At 53.8% G+C, this 15,142-nt stretch carries 14 protein-coding genes; 2 read left to right on the top strand and 12 right to left on the bottom strand.

What is annotated here, in order from left to right:
* Positions 1-15: 15 nt before the first annotated feature.
* The gene (locus PUV47_RS16040) at positions 16-894 is read left to right on the top strand and encodes a LysR family transcriptional regulator (protein ID WP_274219602.1); all 879 of its coding nucleotides are present in this window, start codon (positions 16-18) and stop codon (positions 892-894) included.
* Between the two features lie 93 nt (positions 895-987).
* Here the strand turns inward: PUV47_RS16040 and PUV47_RS16035 are convergent, their stop codons facing one another.
* The 7 genes from PUV47_RS16035 to PUV47_RS16005 all read right to left on the bottom strand — a co-directional run bounded on the left by PUV47_RS16035 (position 988) and on the right by PUV47_RS16005 (position 9,088).
* Positions 988-2,034 (bottom strand): M42 family metallopeptidase, encoded by a 1,047-nt coding sequence (locus PUV47_RS16035; protein ID WP_274219601.1) that lies wholly within the window; start codon positions 2,032-2,034, stop codon positions 988-990.
* A gap of 140 nt (positions 2,035-2,174) precedes the next feature.
* Positions 2,175-3,617 (bottom strand): carbon starvation CstA family protein, encoded by a 1,443-nt coding sequence (locus tag PUV47_RS16030; RefSeq protein ID WP_274219600.1) that lies wholly within the window; start codon positions 3,615-3,617, stop codon positions 2,175-2,177.
* Positions 3,618-3,779: 162 nt separating this feature from the next.
* Positions 3,780-4,490: a two-component system response regulator BtsR gene (btsR, locus tag PUV47_RS16025; RefSeq protein WP_274219599.1), complete on the bottom strand. Its 711-nt coding sequence runs from the start codon at positions 4,488-4,490 to the stop codon at positions 3,780-3,782.
* Positions 4,490-6,172: a sensor histidine kinase gene (locus PUV47_RS16020; RefSeq protein WP_274219598.1), complete on the bottom strand. Its 1,683-nt coding sequence runs from the start codon at positions 6,170-6,172 to the stop codon at positions 4,490-4,492. Before PUV47_RS16020 ends, btsR begins: the two co-directional genes overlap by 1 nt.
* 169 nt (positions 6,173-6,341) lie before the next feature.
* Positions 6,342-7,115, bottom strand: coding sequence for a heme ABC transporter ATP-binding protein (locus PUV47_RS16015; protein ID WP_274219597.1), 774 nt, complete (start codon positions 7,113-7,115; stop codon positions 6,342-6,344).
* Positions 7,116-7,127: 12 nt separating this feature from the next.
* Entirely contained in the window at positions 7,128-8,231 is a 1,104-nt protein-coding gene (locus PUV47_RS16010; protein WP_425313781.1) for a FecCD family ABC transporter permease, read from the bottom strand.
* A 14-nt stretch (positions 8,232-8,245) separates the two neighbouring features.
* Positions 8,246-9,088 carry a heme/hemin ABC transporter substrate-binding protein gene (locus PUV47_RS16005; protein ID WP_274219596.1) on the bottom strand — a complete coding sequence of 281 codons (843 nt, stop codon included), beginning with the start codon at positions 9,086-9,088 and terminating at the stop codon, positions 8,246-8,248.
* Between the two features lie 347 nt (positions 9,089-9,435).
* Here PUV47_RS16005 and PUV47_RS16000 point away from each other — a divergent pair, with 347 nt between their 5' ends.
* Positions 9,436-9,750 carry an antibiotic biosynthesis monooxygenase family protein gene (locus tag PUV47_RS16000; RefSeq protein WP_274219595.1) on the top strand — a complete coding sequence of 105 codons (315 nt, stop codon included), beginning with the start codon at positions 9,436-9,438 and terminating at the stop codon, positions 9,748-9,750.
* 264 nt (positions 9,751-10,014) lie between these two features.
* On the opposite strand, the gene PUV47_RS15995 is transcribed toward PUV47_RS16000, so the two are convergent.
* The 5 genes from PUV47_RS15995 to PUV47_RS15975 all read right to left on the bottom strand — a co-directional run.
* Positions 10,015-10,401, bottom strand: a complete 387-nt coding sequence (locus PUV47_RS15995) for a RidA family protein (protein WP_274219594.1) — start codon at positions 10,399-10,401, stop codon at positions 10,015-10,017.
* Complete coding sequence (gene pdxY / locus PUV47_RS15990) at positions 10,398-11,267, bottom strand: pyridoxal kinase PdxY (RefSeq protein ID WP_274219593.1); 870 nt, start codon at positions 11,265-11,267, stop codon at positions 10,398-10,400. Before pdxY ends, PUV47_RS15995 begins: the two co-directional genes overlap by 4 nt.
* Before the next feature lie 33 nt (positions 11,268-11,300).
* Positions 11,301-12,572 carry a tryptophan permease gene (gene mtr, locus PUV47_RS15985; protein WP_274219592.1) on the bottom strand — a complete coding sequence of 424 codons (1,272 nt, stop codon included), beginning with the start codon at positions 12,570-12,572 and terminating at the stop codon, positions 11,301-11,303.
* A gap of 76 nt (positions 12,573-12,648) precedes the next feature.
* Positions 12,649-14,049, bottom strand: a complete 1,401-nt coding sequence (locus PUV47_RS15980) for a tryptophanase (RefSeq protein ID WP_274219591.1) — start codon at positions 14,047-14,049, stop codon at positions 12,649-12,651.
* A 794-nt stretch (positions 14,050-14,843) separates the two neighbouring features.
* The coding region (locus PUV47_RS15975) for a hypothetical protein (protein WP_274219590.1) at positions 14,844-15,142 on the bottom strand (299 nt) is incomplete at its 5' end.

Below are 15,142 nucleotides of genomic sequence, written 5' to 3'. Positions count from 1 at the left end.
AGATAAGCCGAATTCATGAGAGCAGCTCAGGCACCTACCATTCGCCAACTTCAGGTATTCATTGCGGTAATTGACGAGGAGAGCGTCAGCGGTGCCGCGCGAAAGCTGGGCGTGAGCCAGCCCGCTGTCACAAACATGATAAAAACCCTCGAAAAAGAAATGGGCACCGCCCTGTTTCGTCGCATCGGTCGCAAGATGCTCCTCACCACTCCGGGCAAGAAAGTAGAGCGCGCGGCCCGCAACACGCTTCACGAAACGAGTCGCCTTCTGGACACCGTGAAGTACGCCGTCGGCAACACAGTCGCCCCCCTGCGCATTGGCTATACGGCACCTCAGCTGGTGCTCACCGCCGCCCGCAAGTTTCAGCTGGTCGATCCGCTTGTGCCGCTGGAGTTCCATGCAGCCAACACCTCAACGCTCTTTGACATGTTGGATGACTATCAGGTCGATCTGATCAGCATCGGCATCAACAACCCCTCCGATGACTACTACTACCAGCTATTCGCCCGTCAAACCTTGCACGTTCTTATGCGCGTTGATGATCCTTTGAGCCATCTCGCCGAAATATCGATTGCAGAAATGGAGGGACTGCCGATGGTCCTGCGCGAAAAGGGCTCCTACACCCGCCAGTCCTTCTTGGATGCCTGCAACAAACAGGGCGTCCGGCCCAACATCGCGCTGGAAATTTTTGGCCGTGAGTCCGTCAAGGAAGCATCAGCCCAAGGGTTTGGCTACGGCATTGTGCTGCACCGGGAACTCACCCCAGACGCAAGGCTGAAGAGCATTCCCATCAAGGACAGCAAGGACATTGCCAGCGAGTATCTGGTGTGCCGCAAGGCCGCCATGAGCTTCCCGCCTCTCAAACGCTTCTTTGAAGTGAACAAGCGCGCCTGAGCCATAAAAGAACAGCGCACCGGTAGCCGATGCGCTGCGCTCCATTTAATAAGCTGCAGAGAAATCCGCCCCGTAGGCGTCTCTCTTTCGCTGCTAGTGGCGCTTGAGATAGGCCGCCAGAATGTCCCGCGCTGCAAGCAGGTCTGTGCGATCAATCATTTCCGTCACGGTGTGAACGTAGCGGGTGCCCACCATGATACCGACAGCTTTTGCGCCTGCTGCAGCCTGCTGAGCGGCCGCGCCGTCCTGGCCGCCGCCCTTCAACATGGTGCGCTGGTACGGGATCTCTTCTTCAATGGCAATCTGTTCCACGTCCTTCACAAGCCCCAGATCCGCAATGAACGCACTGTCTTTCACGTGCAATCCGAACCCTTTGCCCTGCTGAGTGGTCTGCTCCTGCTCGGCCACACCCGGCGTGTCGCAAGACAGCGTTATATCAACGCCAAAGCCAATGTCCGGCTTCACCGCATAGGCCGCCGCTTTTGCACCCCGCAGGCCAACTTCTTCCTGGCAGGTGAAGGCAACATAAATCTCGCAGGCGTGCTCCGCTTCTCCGAGAGCCCGGATGGCCTCGATGCCAAGCCAGCAGGCAACACGATTGTCCAGCGCTTTGGAAACGACCTTTTCGCCCATTTCGATCAGCGGTTCATCAAGTGTCACCATGTCACCGACTTTGACCACGTCCTTTGCCTTTTCTCCAAGGCCCAGATCGATGATGAACTCGGTCACTTCCGGAATCTTCTTCCGCTCTTCTGCGCTTGCGGTGTGAATGGGGCGCCCGCCCGGGTTCATCACCCCTTTCAGGTCCCCTTCGTCCGTCGAGACCAGCACACGGCGGGAAAACAGGTTACGCGGATCAAAGCCACCAACCGGCTGAACATAGATAAAGCCCTTGTCAGTGATGTGGGAGACGAGGAAGCCGATCTCGTCCATATGACAAAGCAGCATTACCTTTTTTGGCATCTCGCCATTGGCCGCAGGCTTGCGTGCAGCACGACGGCAAATGAGGGATCCCAGCGCATCGGTATGCACTTCATCAAACAGGCCCTCGATTTCCTTCAGGATGAGCTCGCGAACTCTATGTTCATGACCAGGAACACCCGGTGTTTCACAAAGGCGGCGTAGCAGATCTATGTTCATGACAACTTTCAATTCTTGATAGAGATAGCGTGCAACATGCAGCCAAACGCATGGGCGCGCAATGAAACATAGAGCCTAGATACAAAAAAGCAGCGCACCGATGACCGGCGCGCTGCGTTTTTTGGTGAATGGACTGGGGCTTATGCAGTTTCTGCAACGTCCTCTGGGTCCACTACCTTGCCTTTTGCTTTCGCAATGACCAGCCCGGCGATTGCGATTGCAGAGACAACACCGATTGCTGTTGCAACGCCGATTGGAAGGCCGAAGCCGAGGGTTGCAGAGCTTGCGATGAAGCTGACGACAACGGTGGTCATGAAGGTTGCTGGGATGGTGCAGATCCAGTGCAGCTTGTGATGACGCAGCAGGTATGCAGCAGCAGTCCAGAGCATCATTGCAGCGGTTGCCTGGTTAGCAACACCGAAGTAACGCCAGATCACACCGAAGTCCACTTGGGTCAGGATGCCGCCCAGGATGAACAGTGGGATAGCAAGCATCAGGCGCTTTGCAATTACCTTCTGGTCCATGTTGAAGAACTCAGAGAGGATCAGACGTGCGGAGCGGAATGCAGTATCGCCAGAAGTGATTGGCAGTACGATCACACCGAGGATCGCCAGCACGCCACCAACTGCGCCAAGCAGGCCGTTAGATGCTTCGTACACTACGTTAGCTGGGCTACCACCCATGCCTGCCTGCAGACCTTCGACGCCGCCGAAGAAAGACAGGGCAATCGCACACCACAGCAGAGCGATGATGCCTTCACCGATCATTGCGCCGTAGAATACGAACCGACCGTTGGATTCATTCTCCATGCAACGTGCCATCAAAGGAGACTGAGTTGCGTGGAAGCCAGAGATCGCACCACAAGCAATGGTGATGAACAGCGCTGGCCACAGTGGCATGTCACTTGGGTGGTTGTTCTGGAAGAAGTTACCCAATTCAACACCTGGCAACAGAGTGTGGTCAGGAGAGAATACGAGTGCCAGCGTCAGACCAACAGACATGAACAGCAGCAGTGCGCCGAAGAATGGGTACAGACGACCGATGATCTTGTCGACAGGAACGATTGTTGCGACCAGGTAGTACACGAAGATCACGCCAAGGAAGATCATCATGTCCATGCCGGTGAGCTTGGCAAGCAGACCTGCTGGAGCGGAAATGAAGACCACGCCAACGAGCAGCAGCAGAACGATCGCGAAGACGTTCATGAAATGCTTTGCGTTTGTGCCAAGATACTTGCCGACCAGGTTTGGTACAGACTGACCGTTGTTACGAACAGAAAGCATACCTGAGAAGTAGTCGTGTACTGCACCAGCGAAGATACAGCCGACAACGATCCAGAGCATGGCAGATGCGCCATACATGGCACCGAGGATCGGGCCGAAGATTGGGCCCACGCCAGCGATGTTCAGAAGCTGGATCAGATAAACCTTCTTTTTGGACATCGGGACGTAGTCCACGCCGTCCGTTTGGGCAAATGCCGGTGTCTGACGACCAGGCTTGACACCAAACACTTTTTCAACAAATGCGCCGTAGATGAAGTATCCGCCTATCAGCAGCGCGATACACACGAGAAAGTACAGCATCTTTCATCCTCCTAATGAAAACCTCACGCATTTTTTATCAAGGTTTATCTAGCGGGGTTTGGAGGATCTCATGAGTGGTCGAAAAGAGCCCTTAAGCGGTCGAAATAGGGCCTAAGCGGTCGGCGAAAATTGGCTGGAATCGCGCCTAGTAGAATCTACTAATCAGTGATAACCGAACAATTGCTTAAGTGATTTCAAGTATCTACGAGAGATGGGAACTTTGGTTCCAGAGTGTGTAATGGCCTCTGCGCCGGACTCCAAAAGGACAATTTCAGAAATGGCTTCCGGCGAGATCAGGTACTGCTTGTGACTGCGCACGAGCGGCGTTTTTTCTTCCAGAACCTTCAAGGTAAGCTGGGTATGGACGTAGTCCTGACTGGTCGCAACATGAACGCCGCTCAGGTCTGTAAAGATGTACTCAACCGCTGACACCGGTACGACCTTGAGCTTGTTGCCAAGGTAACACGGCAGGTGTGTCAGGGTTTGCGGCACGATCTCCGCCATGACGCGAGGGGCCAGATCCCGGCGCACCTTTTGCAAGGTCTTCGCCAGCCGTTCTTCATCAATCGGCTTGAGGAGGTAATCAAAAGCGTGGTGCTCAAAGGCCTTGATGGCGTATTCATCATAGGCAGTGGCGAAGACAATGCGGGGCATGGTCTCGGGGTCGAGCATGGCGATCAGTTCAATGCCCGAAATCTGAGGCATCTGAATATCCAGAAAAACGAGCTGCGGCTTTTCCTTGTTAATTACCGACAGCGCGTCAATGGCATTGCCGCACTGGCCGATGATCTCGATGTCCGGGGTTTGAGAGAGCAGGTCCGCAAGCTCCTCGCGGCTGTAGGGCTCGTCGTCGACAATCAGGCATGTGATCATTAAGCCATCTCCGGCACAGTCATCGGCAGTCTGATATGCACTTTTGTAGACACATCAGGCTCACACTCAATCTCCAACCCATATTCTGGGCCATACTGATTTTTCAGCCGTTTATCAACCAGATTGAGCCCTAGCCCCTCGCTCTGCGGCTTGTGCTGAAACAAACCAGCATTGTCTTCCACACACAACTCGAGCACATCGTCGTGCTGCGCCCCAGTTACGGTTACCGTGCCCGGCCCCATCATTTGTGAGATGCCGTGCTTGACCGCATTTTCAATGATCGGCTGCAGCGTGAACGCTGGCAGTTTGACCAAATGCAGCTCGTTGGGAATATCAAAGTTGATTTCCAGGCGGTCGCTGAAACGCGCTTTCTCCACGTTCAAATAGGAATCGATGTGATCCAGTTCATCGCACAAGGACACCAGACCGGTGGTTCGCTTCAAATTGATGCGCAGGTATTTGGAAAGCTGGAGCAACAGTTTACGCGCATTTTCAGGGTCGCGTCGCGTAATGATGGCGATGGTGTTCAGCGCATTGAAGAGAAAGTGCGGGTTGACCTGCGCCTGCAACAGTTTCAATTCCGACTGCGTTAACAGGTGCTGCTTTTCTTCCAGCTGGCCGTATAGGATCTGGTTGGAGAGAAGCTTGGCGATCCCCTCTCCCAGCGTGCGGTTGATGTTCAAGAACATCTTGTTGCGTGCTTCATACAGCTTGATGGTGCCAATCACCTCACTGTCACTGGTAAGCGGAATGACAAGACAGGAACCAAGACGGCAGTTCCACGAGAGCGAGCAGCTGTAGGGAAAGTCCACGCCATCAGCAAACATCACGCGGTTGTACTTCATGCAGTCGATGGTCAGCTGAGAGGAGATCGGGCGACCGGGGATGTGGTGATCATCACCTATGCCGATGAAAGCCAGCAGCTTCTTGCGATCGGTAATCGCAACAGCGCCCACTTTGGTCTCTTCAATGATGATCTGCGCGACTTTTGCTGAGGACTTTTCATCAAACCCCTTGGCCAGCACCCCGACGCAGCGCTCCGCAATGCGCATGGCCTGATTGGTAAAGGAAGAAGACAGCTTGTCGTACATGGCCTTTTGGTCACGCACCATGCTCATGAACAAGGCCGTTCCGATGGAGTTTACGATCAGCATCGACGGTGCGATCTGCAGCACCAGATCCAGCGCCTGGTCGAACGGTCTGGCCACCAGCAGGATGATGGCCATCTGCATCATCTCCATGAACACGGTGAACCAGAACACGAACAGGGGTTTGAACCGCAAGGCGTTAAGGCCAATACTGCGGAAGTAATAGGCAATCAGACCCGCGGAAAGGCCTTCCATGGTGGTCGAGATTGCGCAGGCCAGATCAGTAAAGCCGCCGAATGAATAGCGGTGGATGCCCGCAGTCAGCCCCACTAGGAAACCCGTCACCGGGCCCCCCAACAGACCGCCCATGATGGCACCCATCACACGTGTGTTGGCGATGGCGTCGTTGATCTGTTCACCGAAATAGGTGGCCATGATCCCGAAGCCGGAGAACACGATGTAGATGACGACCTTGTGCGGCAGACGCGGCGAGGCCTCTGTCAGCACCTTGAAGAACGGCGTCTTGCTCACCAGGTAGACGATCACCAGGTACACGCACATCTGCTGGGTGAGTAAGAGAATAAGCGACATCATTGTCCGGTCGTTTCTTGCATTTCGCTCGACAATCCGACGCCGCAACGCGCTCCGAACCGCCCGCCTGTTTTAAGCCGTTTCAGGCCAGACAGGCAATCATGCAAAAAATCACGTTTTCTTTCAATTCCGTGCAAAACCTACGTATGGTCAACGCAAACAAGGAAGCGCCTCAGGCGAGCTGCTTCATGCCCCATTTCAGCTCGATCATCTCGTCACTGAGGCCATAGACCTGGCTCAACATTTTCCGCGTTACAACCACCTCAGGCGCGCCGGAAGCATGAACGCGCCCCTGCTTCAAGACCACCACGTGATCGGCATAAACACTAGCCAAATCAATATCATGGAGAACAGCAACGACACAGCCCCCCGCTGACGCATAGTCCCGCGCCAGCTCCAGAACGCCAATCTGATGCTTCAAGTCAAGGCTCGAGGTCGGCTCATCCAGGAACAACGCCGAAGGTATTCCATCCTTCACAGGCTCCCAAACCTGACAAAGAACACGTGCTAACTGCACACGTTGCTTTTCTCCTCCGGAAAGCAAGGCATAAAGCTGATCGGGGTAATGCCCCAGCCCAACACGCTCCAGCGCTTCGCTAACGCGCCGACCCACATCGTAAATAGGTTGCGATGAAGCCCCGGACCGAATGCCGAGGGCAACAACCTCGCGAAGCGTGAAGGGAAACGACAAGGTCGAAGTCTGAGGCAACACGGCCCGGCGCGCGGCAATTTCCTCACTGCGATAGCTGGAGAGCGGCTTGCCATCCAACATGACGGAGCCTTGATCCGCGTGCAGCTCGCCGCTTAAGCATTTGAGAAGTGTGGACTTTCCGGCTCCGTTTGGGCCGATGATAGCGGTGAATACGCCCGCTGGCGCGGCAAGGGTGGCTTGGCTCAGCAAGGTTCTGCCGCCGCGCACCAACGTAATTCCTTGTGTAGAAAACATGCATCTGCCCCGTTAAAGACTGATCAATGAACGTCGGCCGAGCAAGATGGATAGGAATACGGGCGCCCCTATCACCGCCATGATGATGCCGATCGGCAGCTCCGCAGGCGCAACGATGCTCCGGCTCACCATATCCGCCGCCACCAACAACGCCGCGCCGAGCAAGGCGCAACAAGGCAACAGCAAGCGGTGATCCGGTCCGATCAGAAGCCTCAACAGATGCGGCACCACAATGCCGACAAACCCGATTGCGCCAGCCGCAGAAACCGCCGCACCCGTCGCCGCGGCGACCACGATGATCAAAATTCGCTTCAGTTTCTGCGTGTTGAAGCCCATGTGGAAGGCTTCTGCCTCCCCCAACAAAAGTGCATTCAAGCCTTTGGAAAGAAACGGAATTGAGAACAACAATGCCAGAACGAATGGCAAGATCGAGAGCACCCGTTGCCATGTCGCAGCCCCCAAGCTGCCCATGCTCCAGAACGTGAAGTCACGCAGCTGAGCATCATCACTCTTGAAGATCAAAAGCCCAGTTACCGCTCCAGTCAGCGCGCCCAGAGCTATCCCTGCAAGCAACATGGTTGCGATGGATGTCTCGCCGCCGCGGGTGGACACCTTGTAGAGAACAAGGGTGGTGACCAGCCCCCCAAAGAACGCTGCAAGTGGAAGCAGATAGGTACCAGCGTGCACCGCCAGAGCCACCGGCAAATGGCTCGCCAACACAATGACTGAAACAGCGGCCAGGCTGGATCCGGAAGCAACGCCGATAAGACCCGGATCTGCAAGAGGGTTGCGGAACAACCCCTGCATCATGGCACCCGCTACCCCCAGCGACGCACCAATCAACGCACCCAGTACCGTTCGCGGCATCCGAATATCAAACAGCACCACCTGATCTCTAAGAGAAAGCGCCTCACCGCCAACAAAAGAGACCAGCCAACGTCCGAGCGCGCCAAAACTCACCGACGTGGGCCCAATGGCGACGGACAAAATCATCACGACAGCAAACACGACAGCAAGCGATGGCAAACAGATCGACTTCCAAAAGTCTCTCGGGCTCCTGGTTGCTCCTTGCCCAAATTCCGATGAATTTTCAAAGCTCTCTGCAACAGATGCCATAGCTGCAAACCTCCCTAACCCTTTGGCGCGAAGGCTTTGAGTTGCGCAGAAAGCTCACGAATGGCATCGGCTGTGCGCGGACCAAAGCCCAGCAGATACGCGCCGTTCATGGCAATAAAGGCTTGGTTCTGGCCCGCTGGAGTTTGCTTCAAAGCCGCGAAGCTGTTGAGGGCTTCCTTCATGTTTGCGCCGCCGTGACGGTCCATCATCAAGACCACGTCAGGCTTAGCGGAAAGCAGAGCTTCAGTGACCACAGGCTTATAGCCAGAAAAACCTGTCATGGCATTTTCTCCGCCGGCCAGCTCTATGATTGCCTCTGCCGCCGTGTCGGTTCCGGCAACGGTCAGCCGGTCACCAGCAATTGAGAGCACGAACATCACCTTGGGCTTTGCACCGCTTTGGGCTGCATCGTTGATTGCTGCATCCATATCAGCACTCACCTTAGCGGCGAGTACCTGCGCCTTATCTTCAACCTCAAGCGCTTCACCAATCACGCGGATCTTTTCGATGATTGCGGCCTTGGAAAAGCCCTCTGGAATGGAAATGAGTGGGACTGCCGACGCTTTCAGCACATCCAGCGTTGCCGCAGGACCGGCCCCTTCCATCATCAACACCAGCTCCGGCTCAACGGAAAGCAGACCTTCAGCACTCAGGGCACGAATGTAGCCCACATTTGGCAGCTTTGCTGCCGCCTCTGGGTAGGAACTGGTGGTGTCGACTGCGACCAAGCGGTCCTCTTCGCCCAGAGCATAAACAATCTCCGTGGCAGAGGAACCGATAGCGACCACCCTTGATTCTGATTGCGCGTTCGCGGTGAATGAAGCCTGAGGAAGCGCAAGCAGAACAAGGATGGCCACTAAACCAAATGCTGCTGATCTTTTGAAAAGGGCGCAGGCAGTAAAAGGTCTCATAAATCGTCCTCACAATCTGTTTCCAGCTTGGGGTTGATTTGAGAAGCCTCAACTCGCACCTACGCACTCTCTTGCGAGTCGCTCGCAAGTTATTTCTTGACTTTAGTACTCATATTTAAATAAGAAATCAACGCCCTTGTTGAGCCTCAAACACAATACCCGCTGGACCATGGGCGCAGCACACATCACCAAAACCCCTTGAACCCTGTTAGAGGGAACGCCAGCTAACCGGGATGGTACATCACTTCGCCCTGTTGCCAGCATCAACCGATCAATGAAATAGGAATTTAGGCATGTACATCGCAATGAACCGCTTCAAGGTTGTCCGTGGGCATGAAGAAGAGTTTGAAGACGTTTGGAAATCCCGCGAGCGGCACCTCAACACGGTACCAGGCTACCTTGAGTTCAACATGCTGAAGGGCGCGGTACACGAGGACCATACGCTGTATGCATCACACACTGTTTGGGACAGCGAAGAGAACTTCATTGCCTGGACCCGTTCTGAAGCCTTCCGCGCCGCTCATAAGGGAGCGGGCGATCGCAAGCACATGTACCTTGAAGGGCCGCACTTTGAAGGTTTCGAGGTCATTTTGACAGAGAAGCGCTAAAGTCTTAGAGGTCACACCGGTAGACAGGCCTCCCGCGACCCGTGCGGGTCATTGGTCGTTCGCCGACACCTGCGCTGCTGACCAGTGAACGGATGCTGCTTAGTGGAGCATCACATCGTCAGCGCGCTCTCTTGAGATATGCAAAGAAAGTCCCCGCCATAATAAATGGCGGAGACTTCCCATCAAAGCTGTCAGGCTTTACCGACCAACGCCAGCCCAAAGGGCTATCTTGGAGCCTGACGCCTCATCATACCGACAAGCGGATTAGCCGCGTGGGTATGCCAGAACTTCGATCTCGACCAGAGCATCCTTTGGAAGACGTGCAACTTCCACGCAAGAACGTGCTGGGAACGGAGCTTCGCGGTCTTCAAAGAACTTGCCGTAAACTTCGTTCACCTTTGCAAAGTCGTTGAGATCCTTCACAAAAACAGTTGTCTTCATGATATCGCGTACGGTCAGGCCGCCTTCTTCAACGATTGCCAGAGCGTTCTTCAGAGACTGAAGGGTCTGCTCTTCAACAGTCGCAGGCATTTCGCCGGTAGCGACATCAATTGGCAGCTGACCAGAAGTGATGACCAGATCGCCCAGAGTTACACCCTGAACATATGGACCAATAGCGGCAGGGGCGTCTTTAGTATCGATTGAGATCATGAAGTTGTCTCCATTATGTTTTGTGCACGGAGCTGGCTGGTTGGAACATCAAATTCGCGTTGTGCCGCAATGGTTTGAAGCTCCCATTCATCCAGCGCCTGAGTAGTTTTAAGGACACCGTAAACGGCGTTATGGGTATGCTCAAAAGCAGCCAGAGGACTGCGGCCGGTGAGCAAGCCGGCCATGAAAACTGCTGAAATTAAATCCCCAACGCCAACAGGCTGGCGTTCGAAGGTCAAATGCGGTCGCTGCGCCAGATAGGTTCCCTCGCCGGTCGCCATGACCATTGAGAACTCCGTCTCAGACATGCAATGCAAATGCTTCGCAACGACAATATCCGGACCCAGCTCACGCGCGCTTTGGCATAGCTCAAATGCATCCTTTAAAGTTGCAATTGGGCGACCGACAAACTGCGTCAGCTCAAATTGATTTGGGACCAAGATATCTGCCAGGGGCATTAAAGTGTGGATGAGGCTTTCAGCAACGCCTTCACTCACCACACATCCTTTCTCTGGCGAGCCCATTACGGGATCACACAGATAAAGACACTCAGGGTTCTCCGCTTTTACACGGGTTACAATGTCGGCAATGACATCACATTGTGAAGCATCGCCGATGTAGCCCGTAAGGATGGCAGAGACGTTCTGCAGGACACCCAGCCCAACAAGCCCCTCAAAAATCTCTGCAATCTGTTCCGTTGGCATCACTTGCCCCCGCCACCCTTCAGGGTATTGGGTGTGATTGGAGAAGTGCACCGTATGGATTGGCCAGACCTCCAGCCCCATGCGCTGCATTGGAAATACGGCGCAACTGTTCCCGGCATGACCAAAAGTCACATGAGACTGAATAGACAGAACACCCTTCACAGTACACCTCCCCTTTTCACTAGAGCCATTTCCTTATGGATAGACCGGCAGCAGGTGCATCATGCCAAGGATATGGCTGACTGCGATCAGCAGGCCGTATGCGACGATCAGGTAGATCAATGCCGTACCACCCCACACACGGAACTGTGGGTTACCAAACTTCTCGCGGCTGGCCTTGGCCATCAAAGCAGGCACAATTGCAGCCCAGATTGTTGCTGCCAGACCGGCAAAACCAATTGCGATGATGAAACCGTTCGGGAAGAACAGGCCACCGATGATCGGCGGGATCAAAGTCACCGCAGCCGTTTTCGTCCGGCCCGCCCGGCTATTGTCGAACTTGAAGAAGTCGGCGAGGAAGTCAAAAAGGCCCAACGCCACACCGAGGAACGAACTGGCTACGGCCATATTGCCGAAAGCAGACAGAAGGTTGGAAGCAGAGACGTTCTCTACGGTCCGGCCCAGAGCATCCACGAGAACACCGATGTTGCCGCCCTCTGCAATGACCTGTGCAAACTCAGGCCGAGGAATGTTACCTAAGGTGGCAAACAGCCAGACGATGTAAAGACACAGCGCCAGACCGGTGCCCAATGCCAGTGACTTGACAATCTTGCGCGGCTCTTTGCCGTAGTACTTCATCAAGCTCGGCACATTGTGGTGAAAACCGAAGGAGGCCAAGCAGAATGGCAGCGCCGCAAACATATACGGGAAGTAGCTGAGAACACTCTGATCGTTGCCGGTATCAAAGAAGACATCGGCCTTCATTTCAAAGGTGTAACCAGATACGGACATCACGAAGGTGATGACCATACCGCCAATCAGAATGGTGGTGAACCGGTCAACAGCCTTGGTGGAGTACCACACGAATGCCCCAAGGCCCAAAGCAAAGATGAAGCCCGCAATTATCTGCGGAGGCGCAACACCGACGGTTGCCATCAATGTGTGGTTCACGATGGACCCGCCGCCAGAAATATAGGCGTAGCACAGAATGTAGCCGACGAAGGCCACAGAAAGGTTGTTGATGATGTTCCACCCGCTCCCGAGGGTGTCTTTCACCATTGTGTCGAAACTCGAACCGACTGGGTAGTTCAGATTGGTTTCCAGGATCATCAGACCTGAATGCAGCATACAAAACCAAGTGAACACGAGCGCGAAGATCGCCCAAATGCTCCACATGCCCGCACTCACGGTTGGAACAGAGAACATGCCTGCCCCTACCGCCGTACCGGCAATGATCATCGCACCTCCCAGAAACGATGGACTTACTTTGGATTGGCCAGCAGCTTTGGCCTCAGTAACGTCGGTCATCTTACTTCTCTCCCATGAAGTAATGATTGATAATGAAAAGGGAGGCACATTCCCATAGGTGCCTCCCCTAAGTGCCTTATTTCACAGGCTTTAACCGAGCGGTGAAGTGACGCAGGACCGGCGGTTCATAGTCGAAGTCCAGGCCCTTCAGCTTTTCGGCATTCTTGACGACCTCGATGAGACCGTCAGCGATGTAGTCCATATGGTCGTTGGTGTAGACACGGCGTGGGATGGTCAGACGCATCAGTTCAAGCGGTGACTCCTTCTGCTTGCCGGTCTCTGGATCACGGCCCAACAAGAAGGAACCGATTTCCACCGGACGCACACCGGCTTCCAGGTAAAGCGCATTACAAAGCGCTTGCGCTGGGAACTGATCGCCAGGAATGTGCGGCACGATCTTACGCGCATCAACAAACACAGCGTGACCACCCGTTGGATACTGGATCGGCACGCCACCTGCGCGCAGGCGTTCACCCAGGTACTCAACCTGTGAGATGCGGTAGTGCAAGAAGTCTTCGTCAGCCCCTTCATGCATGCCGCGAGCCAACGCTTCCATGTCACGACCGGCCAGACCGCCGTAAGTTACGAAACCTTCCATTGGCACGCACAGGGTCTGAACCGCACGGAACAGATCTTCCTTCTCACGGATCGCGCACATGCCACCGATGTTCACCAGCGGATCCTTCTTGGCGGACATGGTCAGCATGTCGCCGTAGGAGTACATTTCGCGGATGATGTCGGTAATGGAGTGGTTTTCGTATCCAGCTTCACGCTTTTTGATGAAGTAGGCGTTCTCGCAATAGCGTGCGGAGTCAATCACGACCGGAATGTCGTTCTTGGCAGCAAGTTCATATACCGCACGCATGTTGGCCATTGAAACAGGCTGACCACCGGAAGAGTTACACGTCACTGTGGTGATGATCGCCGCAACGTTCTTCGAACCGTGCTTCTTGATTTCCGCTTCCAACTTGTCCAGGTCAAAGTCACCCTTCCAGTCATAATAGGAAGTGGTGTCATAAGCCTTTTCCGTGACCACGTTGATGGCCTTCGCGCCGTTCAATTCAATATGCGCAGCCGTGGTATCAAAGTGGTAGTTGGAGATGAAAACTGGGTTCTCACCGCCACGCACGTCGCGCATACGCTTGATCAGCGCTGGGAACAAAATCTGCTCAGCGCCACGGCCCTGGTGTGTTGGAACCACGTGCTTGTAGCGGAAGAAGTGATGAACAGCAGCCTCAAGGTTGTAGTAGTTGCGGCTACCGGCATAAGCCTCATCACCCATCATCATGCCTGCCCATTGGTAATCGGACATGGCACCAGTGCCGGAGTCAGTCAAAAGGTCGATGTACACATCATCGCTCTTCAGCAAGAACGGGTTGTAGCCCGCTGCTGCAAGGGCCTTTTCGCGATCATCGCGATTTGTCATCTTGATTGGTTCAACCATCTTGATGCGGAATGGCTCAGGAATGCGCTTCATCTTACTATCCTCGTCGAAGATCAAGCATCAATGTACTGCTCCCACAGCACAGAAATGCGAGAATTCATTTAATTTTCTTCACGCGAGTGGCGTGGTTACTCAGTCAAATTGTTGGATTTACTTCCCATCGCGCATCAACACGCAGCGCAGATTTTCCAAGCCTCAGGGCGTACCAACGTGCAAAGACGCAAAGCAGCCTTCATGGACTCATGAATCTCTAGTAATCGCTATGTATTGATTGGGGGCTTTAAATGATTAGACCGCGCGACGTGGGAAGTCGTAGGCAAGCATAATGTCTTGCGTAAACCACGCCTTGTAAAAATATACATTCTTCTGAGCAAAAAGCTCTGCGGATCTCATAACCTGCTCCTCACATCTTGCGTCTCGTAGAAAGAACGCCAGCAGATGAGTTCCATTCAATAAACAAATGGCGAAACTGTCAACTCAAATATATCTAAAACAGCACCGGTATTAATACCTAAACCCCGAAGGGCAATACTTAAAGTTATTTTATTAGCCTGAGATGCGCTTTTGCCATTTTATATTTCACAAGCCGCCTTTCAATCGACGATTAATTACAGCCAAGATTGCGGGTGATTGTGAATTATGTGCGCCGCACAATGCCTGACCTGACCTCAACAGATGAATCAAAAGCACGTATTGGCTTCCCCAAAGATTACAACGAGCAGCACACCAATGCTCGGCCATGCCAACAGCCGCAACCCATAAGGTCCAAGCGCCGACTACGGCCTCGTGAACGCGTGATATATCTTAAATGATCAATACCAATCATCTCAGGTGATCCAATTTACGTCCAAATCAACCCGCGCGGTAAACCCAATCAGTGAAATACAAACCGATTCACAAATTTTGTCCCGAATGGGCCCAGCAGCGAGAAAATCTATTTTTTTACAGTGATTTCCAGTTGGAAACTGACGACGAGCCAAATGGCCGCAGAAGCCGATTTCAAACCTCATTGCCATCAGGGCAACCCAAGGAGCTTGAGCCATCCCCTTGATAAATAGAGGAATTTTTGTGATCGATTTTGTTGTTTTTCTTGTACTTTTCCGTTTCCATTTTGCTCGTTTTTGTT

The organism is Pseudovibrio exalbescens (genome assembly GCF_028737195.1).
GTDB lineage: Bacteria > Pseudomonadota > Alphaproteobacteria > Rhizobiales > Stappiaceae > Pseudovibrio > Pseudovibrio zosterae.
This window is presented reverse-complemented; position numbering and strand designations above follow the sequence as displayed.